This is a genomic window from Sphingobacterium sp. InxBP1 (genome assembly GCF_026191775.1).
Taxonomy (GTDB): Bacteria; Bacteroidota; Bacteroidia; order Sphingobacteriales; family Sphingobacteriaceae; genus Sphingobacterium; species Sphingobacterium thalpophilum.
On the sequence record NZ_JAINDX010000042.1, the window covers coordinates 14902 to 27971 of the forward strand.

14 protein-coding genes are annotated in these 13070 nt (G+C 42.6%); 3 read left to right on the plus strand and 11 right to left on the minus strand.

Translation table 11 applies throughout. The features are described 5' to 3' along the window. Positions 1-1152, plus strand: coding sequence for a type II secretion system F family protein (locus K7A41_RS07755; protein WP_265713244.1), 1152 nt, complete (start codon positions 1-3; stop codon positions 1150-1152). Between the two features lie 16 nt (positions 1153-1168). After that, on the plus strand, positions 1169-2095 hold the full coding sequence (locus tag K7A41_RS07760; protein WP_265713245.1) for a hypothetical protein: 927 nt from the start codon (positions 1169-1171) through the stop codon (positions 2093-2095). Positions 2096-2174: 79 nt separating this feature from the next. Here K7A41_RS07760 and K7A41_RS07765 read toward each other — a convergent pair whose 3' ends face one another. From K7A41_RS07765 to K7A41_RS07815, 11 genes are all read right to left on the minus strand, one after another. After that, the gene (locus K7A41_RS07765; RefSeq protein ID WP_265713246.1) at positions 2175-2798 is read right to left on the minus strand and encodes a hypothetical protein; all 624 of its coding nucleotides are present in this window, start codon (positions 2796-2798) and stop codon (positions 2175-2177) included. Positions 2799-2809: 11 nt separating this feature from the next. Further along, positions 2810-3727, minus strand: coding sequence for a hypothetical protein (locus tag K7A41_RS07770; RefSeq protein ID WP_265713248.1), 918 nt, complete (start codon positions 3725-3727; stop codon positions 2810-2812). A 46-nt stretch (positions 3728-3773) separates the two neighbouring features. Continuing rightward, positions 3774-4544, minus strand: coding sequence for a hypothetical protein (locus K7A41_RS07775; protein WP_265713249.1), 771 nt, complete (start codon positions 4542-4544; stop codon positions 3774-3776). A gap of 25 nt (positions 4545-4569) precedes the next feature. Next, positions 4570-5436 carry a hypothetical protein gene (locus K7A41_RS07780; protein ID WP_265713250.1) on the minus strand — a complete coding sequence of 289 codons (867 nt, stop codon included), beginning with the start codon at positions 5434-5436 and terminating at the stop codon, positions 4570-4572. Positions 5437-5467: 31 nt separating this feature from the next. Next, the gene (locus tag K7A41_RS07785) at positions 5468-6016 is read right to left on the minus strand and encodes a hypothetical protein (protein ID WP_265713251.1); all 549 of its coding nucleotides are present in this window, start codon (positions 6014-6016) and stop codon (positions 5468-5470) included. Beyond that, complete coding sequence (locus K7A41_RS07790) at positions 5994-7229, minus strand: hypothetical protein (RefSeq protein ID WP_265713252.1); 1236 nt, start codon at positions 7227-7229, stop codon at positions 5994-5996. The genes K7A41_RS07785 and K7A41_RS07790 overlap by 23 nt, the downstream gene beginning before the upstream one ends. A gap of 3 nt (positions 7230-7232) precedes the next feature. After that, entirely contained in the window at positions 7233-9200 is a 1968-nt protein-coding gene (locus K7A41_RS07795; protein WP_265713253.1) for a secretin and TonB N-terminal domain-containing protein, read from the minus strand. Positions 9201-9206: 6 nt separating this feature from the next. Continuing rightward, on the minus strand, positions 9207-10634 hold the full coding sequence (locus K7A41_RS07800; protein WP_265713254.1) for a GspE/PulE family protein: 1428 nt from the start codon (positions 10632-10634) through the stop codon (positions 9207-9209). 29 nt (positions 10635-10663) lie between these two features. Beyond that, positions 10664-11173, minus strand: a complete 510-nt coding sequence (locus K7A41_RS07805) for a hypothetical protein (protein ID WP_265713255.1) — start codon at positions 11171-11173, stop codon at positions 10664-10666. Continuing rightward, positions 11174-11590, minus strand: a complete 417-nt coding sequence (locus K7A41_RS07810; protein WP_265713256.1) for a type IV pilin protein — start codon at positions 11588-11590, stop codon at positions 11174-11176. 463 nt (positions 11591-12053) lie between these two features. Then, entirely contained in the window at positions 12054-12404 is a 351-nt protein-coding gene (locus K7A41_RS07815; protein WP_265713257.1) for a winged helix-turn-helix transcriptional regulator, read from the minus strand. 90 nt (positions 12405-12494) lie between these two features. On the opposite strand from K7A41_RS07815, the gene K7A41_RS07820 reads away from it, so the two are divergent. Continuing rightward, positions 12495-13001, plus strand: a complete 507-nt coding sequence (locus K7A41_RS07820; RefSeq protein ID WP_265713258.1) for a dihydrofolate reductase family protein — start codon at positions 12495-12497, stop codon at positions 12999-13001. The last annotated feature ends 69 nt before the right edge of the window (positions 13002-13070 follow it).

Here is a 13070-nt window from a genome sequence, read left to right on the forward strand (position 1 = left end):
ATGCCACCAATCGATATATCAAAATACAAAAAGAAACCAGAAGTTTCTGTTCCGAGGCAAAAGCAAACGGAGAACGGAGGCCTAATGGCTTTTCTGAATAGGGATATCAGCTTCGGAAACACACAGCTTTCGGATAAGAAGAAGGAGGAGTTCTATGTGGAATTCAGCACACTGTTATTGTCGGGAGTCGACCTAAAGACTGCTTTTGAGCTCGTGCTGCTGGATCAGAAAAACAGCAAGGACAATAAGCTCTTTCAGGAGATCAAGGCTAATGTGCTGGTGGGTGACAGTCTTTCGGCTGCGATCCAGAAAAGTGACAGATTCAGTAATTACGAATTCTTTAGCCTGCGTATTGGTGAGGAAACAGGTAAACTTGGAGAAGTGATGAAGGAGCTGGCTCAGTTTTATAAGAGTAAGATCAGCCAGCGCCGCAAGATTATCTATGCCCTAACCTACCCTGTCATCGTATTGAGCACTTCGGTAGGTGCAGTTTTATTCATGCTCAAGTTTGTCGTGCCGATGTTCTCCGATATTTTCACACGATTTGGAGGTGAGCTTCCGGCGATTACGGCATTTATATTAAAAGTTTCGCAGTTTATGGACAAAACATTCTGGTGGGGTGTTTTGGCCCTATTGGGGTTCATTGTTTTTATCCGCGTGAACCGAAAGCAGCTCTGGTGGCGCAAATGGTCCTCCATGATCCTGCTGAAACTTCCACTTTTTGGGGATATCATTCGCAAGGTGCATCTCGCGCGCTTCGCCAACACCATGCGCTTGCTGGTCAGTACCAATACGCCACTGCTGCAGTCTATTAAACTGGTACAGCAGATGACGGATTTTTATCCGATTGCCAATTCCTTAGAAGGTGCTGAAAAAGAAATCCTTCAGGGCGAATCGCTGCATGCAGCGCTGTCAAAATATGCATTCTATCCGGCCAAAACTGTGCAACTGATCCGGGTGGGTGAGGAAGTGAACCGCCTTGATTTTTTCTTCGAAAAGATCGCCACGCAGCTTACAGAAGAAGTTGAATATAAGACTTCTACCCTTTCCAGCTTAATGGAACCCTTTATCATCATATTTCTGGGGTTGGTCGTTGGATTGATCCTTATCGCCATGTACTTACCCATGTTCCAGATGAGCAATAGTTTTTAATCATATTTATTATTTTATGAAAAAGTTGATTTTATTTTTGGCTATGTGCTGGTTAGGGTACGGCCATACCACAAAGGCGCAGAATACAAACGATTATTTCGAGACCACAGTTACCTTTCCTGCTGATTTTAAGTTAGGGGACTTTATCGAATTTGCAACTGCCAAACCTACAGCTGCTGGCGCTTCAGGATACTATGAAATATCGATTGCCTACACACGCGGTAATATCGCGGCAGCAGCCACTCACATCGCGTCATCCACACATGCAAACACTTCGCGATGGCAAGAAGCAGGGCGCGTAAACAACAATGTATATACTGTTGGTGGTGTCAACTTCACCGTTGATCACAACCCCAATACAAAGGCTTTTAGAATAAGGGCTATAAATACGCTGGGCATAAGTACCGAATTAAACGTACTTGTAAAAATTCGTTCTATTAATTTCAATACGGGATTCGTTAAGTATACAACGCCTATCTCCGGAAATGAAACCAATGAGGTAAAAATGCTTCCAATGACCTATGACTGGGATCTTATTGTAGGCAATAGTTTCACGTCGCCGGAAGGCAATGTTGCCATTAAAGCAACGGCAAACGGATATATTGGTATCGGTACAGCAAAACCAACCGAACGGTTGTCGGTCAATGGCAAAATCAGAGCCCAAGAGATTAAGGTGGAAGCCTCCCCTTGGCCTGATTATGTATTTGAAGAAGACCACCCCCTGATGCCTTTGGATGAGCTTGAGCACTTCGTCAAAAACAATAAGCATCTTCCAAATATAGCCCCTGCTCAAGCAGTTCAAGAAAACGGTGTCGCTTTGGGGGAACTAAATCGCCAACTGCTCCAAAAGGTGGAAGAGATGACTTTATACCTCATTCAGCAGAATAAGGAAATCAAGGCACTCAAAGACGAAGTCGCCGCCTTGAAATTAGGTAAAAATTAACCGCCGCTTATTATTCTCTAAAAGATTAGAGCCGATTTGGTCTATCGGCTCTAATGCTATACAATTGGAAATAAACAGTTTACCTTCTTCCGTTTTCCAACCTTTTCAGACGGTCCGAAAATTCTTTGAAGCTTTCCTTTTGACTGGTCTTCAGCACATCTATCTCCTTTTCCTTCGCAATCAGGTGTAAGGTGAGTTCCTCGATTTTTTTGAGGAGTAGCAAATTCATTTCTGTCAAATCTACTCCTTCTTTTGCTATCTCCGCCGCTGAAGGAACTTCAGGCAAATGCCTATGTGTTTTCACATAGTTTTCAATACTGGGCAATGTCGGTAATTGATAATCTGGATCGAAAACGTAATCCGGTACCGAAATATCCGTTTTTATCTTTATCTCCTTTGCAAGAATGTTCCCATTGACCGCAAGTTTTGCTTTCGGGGTATTGGTGCCAATTCCCACACTACCGTCATTCTCAACTGTAAAGACTACATTCGCATTGGCCGTCGCTGTACCGCTTGATAAACGCAAAATAGGTTGTCCAGTGACTTCCTGATTTATATAAACCGCAGCTCCGCCACCATTTCTATTGAATTGGTGATAAGTGGTATTGCCAGCGACAGTACGAAATGTACCGGTGTAGGTCTGAGCAATGGAGCATAAACTTGCAAACATGACCCCACTGGAAACAATTATCTTTTTTATCATCAGATCCATTTTTACTGTTCTTTAATGTTCAACCTTTTTTCCAATGCTTCGATGCGTTTATCCTTATCAATCATATGAAGCGTCAATTCTTCAATCTTTTGCAGCAGAATCTTGTTCATCTCACCAAGGGAAAGCCCATTTTCTTGAATCTCCTCCGCTTTAGGCACCCCCGGAAGATGCTTGTTCTCCTGAATAAATTGGGCGGTCTCCTTCAAGCTGGGCAATTGATAATCTTCAGAAAACACATAGTCAGGCCAGTTCGCGGTCTCCACTTTGATTTCCTGAGCACGAATATTTCCGTGTACTGAAAGACGCTCTTTCGGGGTAGCCGTACCGATACCCAGATATCCTTGGGAAGTCCACTTCCCTTCAGGAAATGTTATTTCGCCTTTAAAACCATTTTTATAGCTCGCTTCTGCCACCATCGTTCCGGTAAAGGCCTCGTCAACAATAGTCCATCCTTGATAATAAGTGGGTTTATTGAGGCCTGAATGTGCATTTATGTATATTTTTTGATGGTATACCTTGTCTGTAAAATAAATGACAACAAGATTGTTTTCATTCCCAATTTTAATTGTCGGCGTATGTGCGCCAGAGGAAGATATATTCGGCAAGTGAACATAAGGTCCGTTTGCATTGTTATAAATATAAAAACAAAGGTGCAGATCCAACGTTGAAGAAAGCCCGTAACTATACCCTTTGATCTCTAAAGAAACCATGTCGGCTCCTGAAGAGAAAGGAATGTTCGTCTTTATTTTTAATCCGTTGACTGGCGTGGTGGAAGTATGGTAACGCGCGATATCTAGAAGCACTTGCGCTTGAGCCCTCTGCATAGAAAATAAAGCGATAACGCTGATAAAGAATAATATTACTTTTAAAACGCTCGCAGTATCTTTCCACTGTTTAAATTTGTGATTTTTACTTCTCATAATTAGTATGGTTAGATTGGTTAAGACACATGACACCAACAGATTATTACTTTCTTTCCAACTTCTCAAGACGCTCGAGAACAGCTTCCAAGGTTTTTTCTTGCTGTACGATTTTTTTGTCCTTTTCAATCAGATGCAACGTTAATTCTTCGATCTTCTTTAAAAGCGCAAAGTTCATCTCTGTTAAGTTTACTCCTTCTTTCTGAATCGTGGCAGCCGAAGGTATTTCCGGAAGATGACGATGTTTCTTCACATAATACTCTACACTAGCCAAGGTAGGCAGCTTGTATTCTGGATCAAATACGTAGTCTGGTACAGAAATATCGGTCTTTACTTTTATTTCTTGGGCTAGGATTTTACCATTGACGGATAGGGCTTCTTTCGGATCGTTTGTTCCAATCCCCAATCTATCTACAACATACATCTTGCGTGCGGTCCAATCCGCTGTCTCATGATTCGCATTAGCACCAGTGTAGAGTACTTGCCAATCTGACCAGCCTACATTGTTATAGCTTCCCAAACGTATCCTTGGAACATTGCCGCCATATAAGTTGGAGTATGGGAAATACAATTGGAAGGCGCCTCCATCTTGTGTATTATTATAGCCACCACCTGTCAACACAGTGCCGTAATTAGGGAAGCCTTGGCCGCCGCTTACGAAGCCGATTTGTAATTTACCATTAAATTCTCTGGGAGCTTGGGTGATTTGCCAAGAATAATTTTGCACCGGCAAAAGGGACGTCTGTGCAGTTGCCAAGCATGGAGCTGCAAATAGAACGACTATCGCCCATTTTGTTAATTTCGATTTTTTCATCATATCGGTTTTAAAGGTTTTCCTAATCTTATTCTTTTACCAGATGTCTTACCAAATTCTCCAGATTTTCGAGCCGTTTTGCTTGGCTTTGTATTTGTTTATCCTTTTCAATCAGATGCAGCGTGAGCTCTTCGTTTTTCTTAAGCAACTTATTTACCATCTCACCCAGCTGTATACCATTGACCGACACTTCTTTCGCGGATGGTATATCGGGTAAGTGTCCATAGGTTGTGATAAATTGTTCTAAACTATCTAAAGGCATTAGATTGTAATCCTTTTTAAAAACATAGTCTGGCCAGTTAGAGGTCTCCACTTTGATTTCATGAGCACGGATTTTGCCGTTGACAGATAAGGTTTCTTTGGGAACGGTTGTTCCGACGCCGACACGACCGTTATGCGCAACATAGAAATAATCACCCACATTGAACCTTCCACCTTTTGCCTCAGCTCTAACCGTGCCGCCACCATCAGGCAACACACCGCTAAATAGTTTAGCTGCATTCCAGCCGTAAGTGTCGCTGAACGTCTGAAGACTAGCGATAGCTACTGTAAAGTTAACTTCAATAAACGCGGTGTCTTGATCGTAAGTGATCCGTGCTCCATTCCAATAGCCCGCATTACTATTCGTCTTGAGGGAGAGACCGCCAACATACTGCCAATCTTTAAACCATTCGATATCCAGATAATTGGGCGTGGTAGCACCTCCAGAAGTAAATAGGGTGACCTTACCGAAACCTCGGCCGGAAGCACTACTGACGTAGGCAACGCGCTTCCATCCAGGCGCGTCGACTTTAGCAGTAACGGGCGTTTGCCCAAGAAGATGTAAGGAATGCAACAAAACAACCAAAAGCAATAAGACGTTCCTCCTAATAGCGTAATGAAATATGGCTTTCATAATTTATATATTTAAGTAAATTGATACGTTATTATCTGTATCCTTCAATTTTCACCTTAAATCCTACCTCCCCTTCAATAACTTTCCGCTCGTTGGTCGAGGTCCGTCTATTATCCATCTTCAATGTAACAGTACTGAGATATCCCAATGTGTTAATCTTTTCAAGTTCTGCAACAGATGACACGATAGCCCGGTAATCACCCTTGACAATCAAGCTCTTGGATTTGACTGATACGGTATCGGCCTGCATTGTATTTCTAACAGCATTATTAAAATACACTTGAATTTGCGGCGAATTGACCGCCCTGCTGGCTTCGGACAGGAAATTGTCACTCCAAACCGCAGAGTCCGTCTGGTATACGTTACTCAAACTATCCAGCACTTTGCTACGGCGCTCGAAATCATATTGTGTACTATTACTGATATCCCTGCCAATCAGCTGATGCAACCTGTTGTTTTCGCGGTAGGCCTGATATGTTTTTTGGAAAGCCAGAAACCAAGCCAGCACTAACAAGATACCGGCACCAACAAACAAAAGCTTATTCCGCCTTTTGTAATCAATTTCCCTCCACTTGATCATTGTAATTTATTTTGATGGTAAAAGCGTCAAGCGTATCGTCGTGCTGCTTGTTACCATATTCCTCTATACTGACCTTGGTAATCCAAGGATTATTTTTTAGTTCCCGCAACCATAAATTGAGCATTTCTAAAGTGGGGCTGTTTCCCTTAACGACGATCTGATCGGGCTGTTGCAGTACCGCGTTGCCCAGCGCTTTTGTCTGCGGATTGATCTGAACCTGTGATAGGGTAATCTGGGTGTATTGCCGGATCGTGTAAGCAATTTGATCCAATAGCCAGGCCTTTGATACGCCGCCGTTCCAGCCTAGCTGCGACAACAGCTGTTCGTTCTGTTTTATTTCCGCTTCCAGTTTTCCTAGATCTTTTTGCGTGCTCTGTTGTGTACTTACCCGACTTTCCAAATCCTGATTCTCCTGATAGTAATGGCTAAATAGAAATGTATTGATCAGGAGCAATAGAAAAAGCGCCCCGGTTAGTAATGCCAGGTTGTTTTTAAATTTCTGTTTTTCTAGCCATAACTGCCGCTGCTCTTCCACTTTTGGAACAGCAAGAGATAAGTCGCCAATATAATCGGCCATGAGTGTCGAAAACGCCGCTGCATAAGCAGTTACAAACTGCGGCTTGATCGGATGGTCACCGATCTTTAGGGCGAAACGGCTTTCAAAGCTATTGGCCCACTGATACCGCTGCCATTGTCTGCTTTCGGCGTTGATGTGGATGGCATGTCGATCAAAATAATATTCATTACTGTAGCTATTGAGTTGTTCAAGAATATTGTCCAGCAGAAACGGCCCGATAAATAGTTTAATAACTTGATATCCTGCAGTGTCAAGTCGGTCCAATATATCCGAAACGAAATCCTTACGTACAAAGGCAATCCAATTTGTCGTATCTCCTCGAAACTGTACAGAATAAAATCGTGCAGCGTCATAACTGGGAAAAATCGTCCGGAGCTGATCTTGATCTTGAAAAAGAGTGGTACTTTCTTTGATTAGAATCTGCCTGGATTCGAGATGCAACGCTACGGGAATCATTTGATTCTTACTATTGGACAACAATTCCCAATCAGCAACCTCCCAGGTCTCCTCAATTTCTAACTGCTGCTTGTCTAGACGAACCTTACAACAACGAAAAGATAAGGCCTCCCCTTCCTGACGCAGTGAGATGCCTATACAGCTGTGCAATCGATATTTTTCCTTGATCCACGCCAACATAGCTTAATACAATATGGTCGGTTTGATAAATACTACAGATACCACTTTCTGCGTACTTTTCTCCCGGCTGCTGAACAGCCACTTTAATACTGGTATACGTGATAGTATAGGGATACCTCTACCACTATTGCTATTTTCGGTACGTTCGATACCACCCAACACTATCATGTCCTCATTACGGGCACGAATAATTGATTCAAACCTGCTATTTGATGTTGGAGGAGGTTCGTTTTTGGCCACCGTCCCAATAAAATCAGAGATGTTGACTACAATCTTCATTGTTATTTGGTCATCCCCTGAGACAACTGGAGTGACATCTATCTTGAGGTCAGCACTGACATCCTGATATTGGGTGGTAAACACATTCGTATTGGTAAGCCCCGGATAGACATTTTGGGTTTCAATTTTATAGTATCGCTTACTTCCAATACTTAAAGTTGCTTTATGCCCATTTAGAGTGGAGAGCTTAGGCACAGATCTCAATTCGACATTTTTATTTTCTTCCAGTGCCTGCAGACGGACGTAAAAATTGGGAGTCACGCGGCCCAGGTTGAAAGAACTATTTTTGCCGAGCTGTGAGAGAAACCGGTTGATAGATCCGGCGCCAAATGTAAAACCATCAGATAAGCTGCCCCCGGTTTTAGGAATAGAATCGGCCACCCCCATCTTAATGCCCGTCTTTAGTGTATTGCCTTTCTGTATATCAAGAAGAGTCACCTCAATCAATACCATTGGCACGAGTTTGTCCAACTGCTTCACGTAAGTCTCTATCTCACGGATCTGCGGACCGGATCCCGAGAGCAACAGCATATTTTGTTCCTTAAATTCTTTGATCTCAACATCTTTACGCCATTCCATCGGGATCATCATCATAATGGTATCAATAGAACGATGCTGCAACTGTACTATCTTGCTGTCCCGTAGACCCTCATTCCGACGGTTACCGATCAGATACGTTCCATTGTCTATTCGGAAGGTGTAGGGCGTGCCCTGAAAAATGGAAGTCAGAAACTGATCAAACGATATATCTTTGACATTGGTCGTGATATTACCATCAATCTGGCTATAGATAAAATAGTTGACACTGGCTTCTTCCGAAGCACGTTTGATCAGCTCGATAATCGGAGTATTGCTCGCCTGTATAGTAAATAATTTTCCTCTACCCTGCTCGGTCTTGCCATACAGTGCATAATTACCGGGCTGGCCACCGCCCATACCTTGATTCATGGCGTCCATTCCATTCACTGGATTGGTCGCATTATTCGGGCGGAAACGGACATCTGTCTGACGGTCGTCGTTGATAAATAGTTCTTCACCGGGTATCAGCGATTCAAACACATACACGTTATCATTCGTTTTGCGATACTTTAGCCCGTTTACGTAAGCTAATTTCTCCAGCGCGGTCTCAAAAGGTGCCTCTGCCATAAACCCAGTTACGGCCTTTTGAAGTAAAGGGGTGGGCACAATTAAGTTTTTGCCAGATAATGAACTAATCTTTTGCGCTACCCTCCCCAACGAATCGTTTTGAAGCTCGTAACTCAGCCCATCGTTTGCAGCATTATATCGCACATTAATATCCTTCGGAATAAGAACGGGCTGAGGTTGAGGCAACTTCTTGATGGTCATAATAGATCCGATCACGTCGATATCGAGCCCATAGGTTTTGGCGAGGAACAATAATACGTTTTTGGCGGTCTCACCAGTAAAATTATTAACAATCGAAAAGCTAAGTGTAGGATCAACATTAATATTGAGATCATTGGACTGCGCAAGCGCCCTTAAAAATTCTTGCGCTGTTACGCCTGACACAGAAAGCTTCACTTTTTTTTCAAGCCCTGGAACAGTGCCAGCTAAGGCATTGAGCCGCTGTTCCACACGCATATAATTATCCTCGGCTTCCTGAGCCCGTGTCATTAGGTTCACACAGAACAAATATAATAGGGTTACATATAAAATCTTTAATCTCATCATCAATAATCAATAATTAAATAGTAGAGGGTAAATCTCTTCGATCGTTGTTTCCTGATTAGCAAATAGCTCAAAGGCATTTTCTCCCAAGGTTTTAATCCTCCGTTCTTTTAAATGTTCGTCGACTCTCATATTTCCTTTCTTTATTTCGTCGACTAGGCCTTGGTCCATCGGAATGATTTCATACACCGCTTTTCGGCCCTTGAACCCTGTAAAGTAGCAGGATGCGCAACCAACGGCAACAGCATGACGACTTACCGGAAAGTACGGCTTGAATTGCTTAGGATACAGGGATTCGGTCATCGGCTCCTCACGTTTGCAGCTTGGACATAGTGTTCGGACAAGTCGCTGGGCTACCGAGGTATTGAGCGTATTGGCAATCAAGAAATTAGGTATCCCCATATCCACTAGACGAGATACTGTGCCCCATGCCGAATTGGTATGTATCGTAGACAGCACTAGGTGCCCTGTGAGCGCCGCACGGATCGCCATATTTGCGGTGTCCGGATCGCGTATCTCCCCTACCATGATAATATCCGGATCTTGTCGCAAAAAGGTACGCAGTGCTGCGCCAAAGGTCAGTCCGATATTCTCCCTGAGCTGTACTTGGTTGATTCCTTCTAATGTATATTCTATAGGATCCTCAATCGTGAGTATGTTGTTGGTCGTTTTGTTGAGGTGCTTAAGTGTTGCATATAAAGTCGTAGTCTTACCCGAACCAGTGGGTCCACTGATTAGCAGTATACCGTTTGGCTTCTTCACTCCATGGAGATAGTTCTCATAATCCTGCTCCGACATACCCAATTTGTCCAATTGGATATTGGTCGCATTGTTATTGAGTAGCCGCAGCACTACTTTTTCACCGTGGAGGGTGGGCAGCACGGATACCCGGATGTCGAACTGATCCTGATTACGCCGGTAGTGGATCCGTCCGTCCTGTGGCAAGCGTTTCTCGGCGATATCAAGATTGGACATAATCTTTATTTTATTAATCAGAGCCGGATAATCCTCCCGTTGTAGAACATAACGCTCCACCATCATACCGTCGATACGGATACGCACGCGGCAGCGGTTTTCATACGTTTCGATATGAATGTCACTGCTCTTTAGCTGTTTGGCTTCGTAAATCAGGTTGTCCAAAAAATCGGCATTGAACACCAAATTTTTAACAGCGTCCTTACCGTCCCCTGATTTTTCGCCGAAATAATATTTGTTCAGCCATTCTTCAACTTGTGCTGAGGAAGCCGCCTCCAGAATAATCTGCTCATCAAAAAGAATAGCCAGTTCATTCTGTAGATCTGCAAAGTGACCGGATTCGTCCGCATAAAAAAAGATCTTGTCGGCCTCTCGTTCATAAGGAACAATACGATAGTGCCACGCAATATCCCTCGAAATCGCATGTAGCACTTCTGCCGAAAAATTTGTTGTTGTTGCCACTCCAATAAGTGTTAATAATTATACTTTTCTCATCCGATCCGCAGCAGTTTTTGAAAACTCTGCTCCCAGTTAATATATCCTGCTCTTTCGACAATAAAATAGCCCAAAAACAAGAGCGCTTGACATCCTGCAAGAGGAATTCCGATTTCAGCATCCCGCCATTTTTTTTTGATCAGCGCGAGCGGTAACACAATGAAAAGGCTGCTTGCATAGAATACAAAAAAGCTCAGAAATGGCAAATATAAACTTAAACAGGCTAAAAAGGCTATATCTCCCCAACCAAGTTTCTGGTCCATCACTTGCTGCCACGTCCCTGTCTTAAGCCGGAAATACAGTGTGATTGCCCCCAACTGAAGTAGCAAAAATAGCAGATTCGCAAATATCTGTATATAATCAATCTGCCACAATCCTGTAGAGAAATTCAACGCTATCAAGAGTGCTCCCAAAATAATAAATAACGTAACGTTTACAGCCCGCTGTTTAAAATCTTGTAATGCTATCAGGCTCAAGCTTACACAGATGGCGATATTCCACCACATCTAATCCGGAGTAACCTCGTTTAAATTTTTGTCCTGGTCGATCTCCCAGACGTTAAATGTTCCATCACCATCAAAATCGACTACCGCTGTGGCACGCCCCAAGAACGTGTTCTGATCAGCCCGAACAATTTCGATCCGGTAATTAGCTTTACCATCCTTTCCGTCGGTACTTAACTTTTCCTGTACAAAGCCGAGTTCCTCCAAGTTGCCACTGTACTTCGATTTTTCGAAAAAATAATTCTTTTGCAAGGTCTGCAGATGCTGAAGTTGCACTTTAGCTTCCGTACTTTTCGCTTTGGTAATCAATGGCATTAAATTAGGCAAGGCAAGAAGTACCAGGATACCAATAATCACCATCACCACCAAAATCTCGGTCAGGCTATAAGCCTTTAATTTTCTTTTAAAAAATCTTTTCATAACACTTTTCAACCCCAATCTATTTAGGTCTCGCTAATATAAATATTTTCGTTTAACTCGCGTAATTAAATTCACTGATTAAATCAATATAAATGAATGAGACAAGGGTGTTACTTTCCTAAATTCTGTGATGTATTACGAAAATTGTAGTCGATTTCCCGTCAGATCCGGAGGTGCCACAAACCGCTTTTTTTGAATGGTCTGTCCCCCTAAGTTATGGAACAACTGTATTTGATTATTACATTGAGAAAACAGAAGGACTGGACATAGCCAAAGTTGATCACGACAAATGGTGTATTGCGCGAGATGATCGAGAAGGGCTAACATGGGCTGTACCCTAGTTTGAGAATGGAGTTAAAGGCTATTCCTTCAAATGAGAATAGTACTTTTCTTCACATTAGTATTTTGCCCATCTGGGCCCCTGTTATCACTGGTGTTCCGAATAGCTGCAACGATGAACATATCAGTACTTCCCTTTGATTTTCTTGCGATGCTTCAGCCCAAAATCCAACAAAGCATGGATGACGGGCTGCACTTCCTGCGCATATTGGGTAGGCGTATAAGACACAGTAACTGGTTTTGTGTTGTTGACTGTCCGCGTGATTAGCAGGTTTTCTTCCAGTTCCTGCAATTCCTTTGACAACACCTTTGGAGAAATCCCTTGCGATGTTTCCTGTAAGTCCTTAAACCTCATTGTACCATGATTCTGTAGATTATGCAGAATGCAAAATTTCCATTTGCCACTCAACAGTTCAATGGCATCTTTGAGTGCCAGTATCGTTTCTTTGTCAACGTTGTTTTTAATGTCATCCATAAAAGATAGTCACTTTCCTAAAGGTAATGAATAGCAAATATAAATCGAATATCCAATAGTTTTGTGGTCAGAAATCTAAAAGAATTCATTATGAAAGTAACGGTAATCGCAAATATCTCGGCAAATGGAAGGATCCTATTATCCGACAACCCGCATCATCAATTGCCTCCCGAAGCAATGGAATTTTATATACAGTTTGTCAGGCAGGTTGGCAACGTCGTGATAGGATTAAAAACCTTTGAAAATTTTCTGAAATTTCCATCAGAGGTCAAAGCACTTTTTAATGCGATAGAAATCATCATACTTTCCGCTGGTCCGTACAAGGCAGAAGGCTACAAGACCGTGGCAAGCCCCGAAGAGGCTATTCAATATATGTCCTCCAAAGGTGTACAGGAAATAGCCGTCGGAGGCGGGGCAGGTACTTTCAATGCTTTTATCGACAAGGATCTGGTTACGGATATTTATTTCAATATCAATCCCTTAATCACGGGAGCCGGAGCAACTTTAGCAAACAACAGCCAGCTGAATTCCATATTTACCCCTAAAAACCAGACACTTAAAAATGGCTTTATTCAATTGTATCTGACTAAGGAGTAGATATATGCTATTTAAAATGATGTTTTTAATAAGGCAAACTGTGAATAATTTTTGAGTACAGGCTCATTA

Bases quoted from the DNA above. Each gene is read 5' to 3' on its own strand.
- K7A41_RS07815 (WP_265713257.1), bottom strand. From the start codon at position 12,404: ATGGATGACATTAAAAACAACGTTGACAAAGAAACGATACTGGCACTC.
- K7A41_RS07790 (WP_265713252.1), bottom strand. From the start codon at position 7,229: ATGTTGGCGTGGATCAAGGAAAAATATCGATTGCACAGCTGTATAGGC.
- K7A41_RS07805 (WP_265713255.1), bottom strand. From the start codon at position 11,173: ATGTGGTGGAATATCGCCATCTGTGTAAGCTTGAGCCTGATAGCATTA.
- K7A41_RS07785 (WP_265713251.1), bottom strand. From the start codon at position 6,016: ATGATCAAGTGGAGGGAAATTGATTACAAAAGGCGGAATAAGCTTTTG.
- K7A41_RS07795 (WP_265713253.1), bottom strand. From the start codon at position 9,200: ATGATGAGATTAAAGATTTTATATGTAACCCTATTATATTTGTTCTGT.
- K7A41_RS07810 (WP_265713256.1), bottom strand. From the start codon at position 11,590: ATGAAAAGATTTTTTAAAAGAAAATTAAAGGCTTATAGCCTGACCGAG.
- K7A41_RS07770 (WP_265713248.1), bottom strand. From the start codon at position 3,727: ATGAGAAGTAAAAATCACAAATTTAAACAGTGGAAAGATACTGCGAGC.
- K7A41_RS07775 (WP_265713249.1), bottom strand. From the start codon at position 4,544: ATGATGAAAAAATCGAAATTAACAAAATGGGCGATAGTCGTTCTATTT.
- K7A41_RS07780 (WP_265713250.1), bottom strand. From the start codon at position 5,436: ATGAAAGCCATATTTCATTACGCTATTAGGAGGAACGTCTTATTGCTT.
- K7A41_RS07765 (WP_265713246.1), bottom strand. From the start codon at position 2,798: ATGATAAAAAAGATAATTGTTTCCAGTGGGGTCATGTTTGCAAGTTTA.
- K7A41_RS07755 (WP_265713244.1), top strand. From the start codon at position 1: ATGCCACCAATCGATATATCAAAATACAAAAAGAAACCAGAAGTTTCT.
- K7A41_RS07760 (WP_265713245.1), top strand. From the start codon at position 1,169: ATGAAAAAGTTGATTTTATTTTTGGCTATGTGCTGGTTAGGGTACGGC.
- K7A41_RS07820 (WP_265713258.1), top strand. From the start codon at position 12,495: ATGAAAGTAACGGTAATCGCAAATATCTCGGCAAATGGAAGGATCCTA.